This window comes from Acidithiobacillus sp. TH-A36 (assembly GCF_057473445.1).
Genome location: NZ_JBYCKP010000347.1, coordinates 1 through 1,483, shown reverse-complemented (window position 1 = coordinate 1,483; position 1,483 = coordinate 1). Strand labels below are relative to the sequence as shown.

Here is a 1,483-nt window from a genome sequence, read left to right as displayed (position 1 = left end):
GCCTTGCAGGTGGTTGGGGACAATATTGCCAATGTAAATACGCCCGGATACAGTCAACAAAGTGCTTTGCAGTCAACGGCTATCCCTACCGCTATTGGCGGCCTTTATTACGGAAACGGTACTCAGGTCGATTCCGTGCAACGCAGTTACAGCAGCTTTTTACAGGGTCAGGTCTGGACGGCCAGTGCCAGCGCAAGCGGACAGGCCAGTTTATCCAGCTCCCTCCAGAATATCCTGGGTATGCTCAATAATGGCGGCGTCAGCTCCCAGGTCAGCCAGTTTTTTTCCGGGGTCGCGCAAGTGGCGGCCAGCCCGGATGATATTCCCGCCCGCCAGAGTATGCTCAGCAATGCACAGACCCTCAGCCAGACATTTCAGTCATTGGGACAGCAGTTGGCCAGCGTAGGCAGCGGGGTGAATCAGCAGATTACCCAGTCCGTTGACCAGATCAACAGCATCAGCAAGCAGATTGCACAATTGAATGTCCAGATTTCTGCCGCGCAGGGTAATCCCAACGGGTCACCCAATGATTTACTGGATCAGCGCGATCATCTGATTACCGAATTAAATGGTCAGGTGGGTGTGCAGGTTCTTAAACAGCAGAATTCCCAGCTCAGTGTTTTTCTGAGTAATGGACAGGTGTTGGTGGCGGGTGGTCAATCGTTTGCCCTGCAGACCCAGAGTAGCCCATATAACCAGCAAACTCTGGATGTAGGTTATGCCAACAACGGCGCGGATATCTCCAAAAGCCTCACTGGTGGAACCCTGGGCGGATTATTGCAATTCCGCAGTCAATCGTTGAACCCTGCTGAAAATGGCTTGGGACTTTTGGCAGATGGTATTGCCTCGGCCTTGAATGCCCAGCAGGCGCAGGGTTTGAATCTCAACGGTAGCAGCGGTTCAGCCTTGTTCAGCACAGGTGCGGTGCAGGTATTCGCAAATACACATAACAGTAGTGGCGCTGCTTCGGTGCTGGGCACCATTACCAACGTCGGAAATCTGAGTGGCAATGATTATATTTTGACCAAAAGCTCAGGTTCCGTATGGACTTTGCAGGACCGCAGTACGGGAGCAACGGTGGCAAGCACTTCTGGTTCTGTATCTTCGGGTGCGAGTACGACGAGCCTGAATTTTTCCGGGGTAGGATTCCAGTTGCAGGTGTCCGGAACTGCGGCAGCAGGGGACAGCTTTCTGGTAGAGCCGACGCGTCAGGGTGCCGTAGGTATGCAGACGGTGCTGACTGATCCTGCGGGCATCGCAGCCGCCAGTCCGTTTGTAAGTAGCCCCGGCATGTTAGTCAGCGGCAGTCTGCAGAATAATAATCTGGGTAATATGACCCTTTCTGCCGGACAATATGTCAGCGATGCCGCCGGCGTGCGAGTCCCCCCTAGCGACATATCGTCATTTCCGACTAATTTGCAGATCACCATGACCAGTGGTGCCAGTCAGGGAGGTTCGGCGACCTTCCAGATTTCTTCCGGGT

Annotated in this window: 1 protein-coding gene; it reads left to right on the top strand. The window is 53.8% G+C overall.

Going from position 1 to position 1,483, the window contains the following annotated elements:
• On the top strand, window positions 1-1,483 hold a 1,483-nt coding region (flgK, locus tag AC2VLY_RS09275; RefSeq protein WP_486922147.1), incomplete at both ends, for a flagellar hook-associated protein FlgK.